This is a genomic window from Streptomyces sp. NPDC054840, assembly GCF_053611065.1.
Genome location: NZ_JBSGZP010000735.1, coordinates 1 through 3,457 on the forward strand (window position 1 = coordinate 1; position 3,457 = coordinate 3,457).

At 73.2% G+C, this 3,457-nt stretch carries 2 protein-coding genes and 1 pseudogene; all 3 read right to left on the bottom strand.

Going from position 1 to position 3,457, the window contains the following annotated elements:
* Positions 1-2 precede the first annotated feature (2 nt).
* Positions 3-545, bottom strand: coding sequence for an FABP family protein (locus tag ACWGIU_RS33100; RefSeq protein ID WP_453711804.1), 543 nt, complete (start codon positions 543-545; stop codon positions 3-5).
* Between the two features lie 111 nt (positions 546-656).
* The gene (gene fusA / locus ACWGIU_RS33105; protein ID WP_453711805.1) at positions 657-2,732 is read right to left on the bottom strand and encodes an elongation factor G; all 2,076 of its coding nucleotides are present in this window, start codon (positions 2,730-2,732) and stop codon (positions 657-659) included.
* Positions 2,733-3,308: 576 nt separating this feature from the next.
* A pseudogene (locus tag ACWGIU_RS33110) lies at positions 3,309-3,457 on the bottom strand (two-component sensor histidine kinase); the annotation flags it as partial.

Below are 3,457 nucleotides of genomic sequence, written 5' to 3' on the forward strand. Positions count from 1 at the left end.
GCTTAGGACGGACGCTGCCGCAGGTGCGTCGTGAGGTGGTGCTGCAGGGGCTGGCCCACGGCGGCCATGTCGTGGACGACCGTCATCTCGCCGTTCTCGACCGTGTAGTGCCGCCGCGTGCCGGTGACCTCCTTGGCCAGCGGGGTCAGCGCCACTTCCTTGGTCGCGATCTCGATCTCCGTACCGGACAACCGGCCGACGTACGTCTCCACGATGCCGGTGGGGTGGGCGAGCACGACCTCCAGTCCGGCGTCGGGAGTCACCCGCCACCACCCGGCCTCGCGGCCCGCCGGCCGCACCGGCGCCCCGGACGCGTCGATCAGCCAGGCGCGTGCCTCGTAGCGCAGGAAGGGGCGGCCGTCGTGGCTGAAGGTGATCTCCTGCTCGTAGCGGAAGTCCTTCTCCAGGGTCGGGTACTCGCCCTGCCCCCGGCCGTGCCAGCGTCCCAGCAGGTGCAGTACGGGCCGCAGCAGCGGGTGCGGCTCGGGGCCCTCACCGAGGACGTGGCTGTCAGGGTAGGGATTTTCCTGCACCGGCTCGAACATGTTCACCTTGTCTGTCTGCGAGTACCGCCGAACCCCGCAGCTTAGGGGGTGTCAGGGGCCCGCCCACCCCGCCCCCGACGAATGGGGACGGGGCGGGCGTCCACCCTGCGGTCACCGGGCCGGCGGGGCCGCCGCGACCGAGGCCGGAACCGGTGCGAGACCGGCCGGCCGGGTGGTGAAGGTGCCCCGGCCCTGCGTCCGGCCGCGGAGTCGGGACGCGTAGCCGAACAGCTCGGCCAGCGGTACGGCAGCCGTGATCACCGCGGTCCCCGCTTCGGCGAGGGAACCGGAGACCCGGCCACGGCGGGCCGCGAGATCACCCAGAACGCCTCCGACACCGTCCTCCGGAACCGTCACCGTGACCTCGACGAGCGGTTCCAGGAGCTCCATCGTGCTCAGACGCAGGGCTTCGCGCAGCCCGAACCGTCCCGCCGCGCGGAACGCCATCTCCGAGGAGTCCTTGGTGTGGGTCGCCCCGTCGGTGAGCGTGACCCGCAGCCCCGTCACCGGGAACCCGCCGAGCGGGCCCTCGACGAGCGCGTCCCGGCAGCCCGCCTCCACGGCGCGCGCGTACTCCTGCGGTACACGTCCGCCGACGACCGTCGAGCGGAACTCGAAGCACGGCTCGTCCAGCGGTTCGACGTCGAGGACCACGTGCGCGAACTGGCCCGCGCCACCGGCCTGTTTGACATGGCGGTGGACGAGGCCGCCGACTCCGCGCACCACGGTCTCCCGGTAGGAGACCTGCGGCCGGCCGACGACGACCTCCACCCCGTGGCCGCTGCGGATCTTCTCCACCGCGACCTCCAGATGCAACTCGCCCATCCCCGACAGCACGGTCTGGCCGCTCTCCGCGTCGGACCGCACCACCAGCGACGGGTCCTCCTCGGCGAGCCGGGCCAGCGCCGCCGAGAGCCGGCCCGTGTCCATGGTGCGACGGGCCTCGACCGCGACCGACACCACCGGTTCGGCCACCGACGGCGGTTCCAGGACCAGCGGCGCGTCCGGCGCGCACAGCGTCGTGCCCGCCCGGGCGGCCTTCAGCCCGATCACCGCGACGATGTCACCGGCCACCGCCTCCTCCCGTTCCTCGTGCCGGTCGGCCTGGACCCGCAGGATTCGGCCGACCCGCTCCGTTCGGCCCGTGGCCGCGTCCAGTACCGTCGCGCCCCTGCGCAGGGTGCCCGCGTAGACCCGTAGGTACGTGAGCCGCCCGGTCGCCGTCGCCGTAACCTTGAAGGCGAGGGACGTGAACGGCTCCGCCGGGTCGGGGGCGCGCTCCTGTTCCACGCCGTCGCCCACCAGCCCCCGTACCGGAGGCATGTCGGCGGGCGACGGCAGGTAGGCGAGAACCGCGTCCAGCAGCGGCTCGATCCCGCGGTTACGGTACGCCGATCCGCACAGCACCACGACACCGTCCCCGCGCAGAGTCAGCTCCCGCAGGGCGCGCACCAGGGTGCGTTCCGTCAGGGCCGAGGCCGAGCAGAACTCCTCCAGGGCATCGGCGTGCAGTTCCGCCACCGTCTCCTCCAGGAGTCGGCGGCGGCGGGCCGCCTCCTCCCGCAGGGGCTCGGGGATCGGGCCCACCTGGTAGCCGTCGGAGCCGGCCCGCCAGTGCAGCGCGCGCATCGCCAGCAGGTCGACGACGCCGGAGAACGAGTCCTCCGCGCCGATGGGCAGCTGTACCACCAGGGGTACGACGCCCAGGCGTCGTCGAATCGACGCGACGGCGGTGTCGAGGTCGGCGCCCGCCCGGTCCAGCTTGTTGACGAACGCGATCCGCGGCACACCGTGCCGGTCGGCCTGCCGCCACACCGTCTCGCTCTGCGGTTCGACCCCGGCGACGGCGTCGAACACCGTGACCGCCCCGTCCAGCACCCGCAGGGAACGCTCGACCTCGTCTGAGAAGTCGACGTGCCCCGGGGTGTCGATCAGGTTGACGCGATGGGCGCCCCACGCGCAGCTCACGGCCGCGGCGAAGATGGTGATGCCGCGGTCCCGCTCCTGGGCGTCGAAGTCGGTGACGGTGGTGCCGTGATGGACCTCGCCCCGCTTGTGGATGGCGCCGGTCGCGAAGAGGATCCGTTCGGTGATGGTGGTCTTGCCGGCGTCGACGTGGGCGAGGATACCCAGGTTACGGACGGCGGTGGAGGAAGAGGTGGTGAGGGGCTGCCTGTTGGCGCGCATGGCCCGAGGCCTTTCGAGTGTGCTCTGGAAGAGGGCGGCGCGATTCCCGAATCCTGCCCCGGTCCCTGGTCCCGTCCCGCGGGCAGCCGTAACACAGCGCAGAGCGGAGCGGCATCGCCTTCCGGTCCGGAAGGAGTCCGGGCGGGAGGACGTACGCGCTCACCTGCTCACGGGCGTGCGGAAGGCAGGAGGGGACGGACGGAACCCTAGAAGTGGGTCACGGGCATACGGTGGCGGCCGCGCAGCCGGCACCGCGCGCTGCGAGACACCGGGATCACGTCGTACCGCTTCGGGGGAGCGATGGCGGCGATGCGGTACGTGCACATGGCGCGGCTCCCCTTCTCTTCACTCGGCATGAGGCGCGCGGTGCCCTGTCGGCAGCGCGCACGCCGAGTCTAGGTATCGCGCCCGGCCCGGGCACCCGGTTTTCCGGAGCCCTCCAGGGGAGCGGGAACTGATGCGGCGTCACCGGGGCGCCGTTGCGTGCGTGATTCCCCGACCGGCGGTCGCCCGCCGGCGGCCGCGAGCAGGGATGCCCAACGGGTGAGCGGGCAGAACCAGGCCGCCCCGGCCCCGTCATGGCCGGCGTGCCGTCGGCAGGCGCAGCACCAGCCGCGCACCCCCGGCGCCGCCCGCGCCGCCCTCGGCCGTCAGGGTGCCGCCCTGGTGGGCGCTCAGGTCGCGGGCGATGGCGAGGCCCAGGCCGGCTCCGCCGTGGTCCCGGC

Bases quoted from the DNA above. Each gene is read 5' to 3' on its own strand.
- ACWGIU_RS33100 (WP_453711804.1), bottom strand. From the start codon at position 545: ATGTTCGAGCCGGTGCAGGAAAATCCCTACCCTGACAGCCACGTCCTC.
- fusA (WP_453711805.1), bottom strand. From the start codon at position 2,732: ATGCGCGCCAACAGGCAGCCCCTCACCACCTCTTCCTCCACCGCCGTC.